This is a genomic window from Treponema sp. R8-4-B8, assembly GCF_054786175.1.
Window position 1 is genome coordinate 1 of sequence record NZ_BDHE01000272.1, and the last position, 572, is coordinate 572.

Below are 572 nucleotides of genomic sequence, written 5' to 3' on the forward strand. Positions count from 1 at the left end.
TTGGCACTTTATTTTTAACGTCGCGGACTTCGTGCCTTATTTCATAAGCCGCGCCTCTGGTAACTATTCTTTCGGAAGGTTTTCCAATTTCCATCACCGCCGCCTTCCTGCTTATTTTCGCGTCGCTTCCGTTTATGATAGAAGCGTTTAACCGCGTAATAGATTCCGGCTTTAGAAACATCGAAACCCTCTACATTCAAATCGGCAGGCAGATTACCGGAGGGAGCGGATTATGAAAAAATTGGAAAGTTGTAAAGAATTGGACGTTAAAATTAATGGGTTGGAATACGCTTATAGTTTTCCACTGCTCACTACTCACTACTCACTAACCACTATCCGCCCCCCACTCCCCATCATCGATCTCCAGTGGTTTGCCGACAGCGACGACGAAGACGCTCCCGGCAAGACAGAACCGCCATCCGAGCAAAAATTAAAACGGTTAAGAGATGAAGGGCAGGTAGTAAAAAGCCAGGAGCTGATTGGCGCGATCGGTTTATTGCTGCCCGCGCTGTTATTGCTTTTTATAGCTCCTTATATGCTGAAAACCTGCGTTGAAATGGTGCGGTTCTTTT

Annotated in this window: 2 protein-coding genes; one reads left to right on the forward strand and one right to left on the reverse strand. The window is 46.2% G+C overall.

The window, feature by feature from the left end; all coding sequences use genetic code 11:
• Positions 1-181: hypothetical protein (locus tag ACYVRA_RS08340; protein WP_461252263.1), on the reverse strand; the 181-nt coding region annotated here is incomplete at its 3' end.
• 51 nt (positions 182-232) lie between these two features.
• Between ACYVRA_RS08340 and ACYVRA_RS08345 the strand changes: the two genes are divergently transcribed.
• Positions 233-572 (forward strand): EscU/YscU/HrcU family type III secretion system export apparatus switch protein (locus tag ACYVRA_RS08345; protein WP_461252264.1); only part of this gene is annotated, 340 nt, incomplete at its 3' end.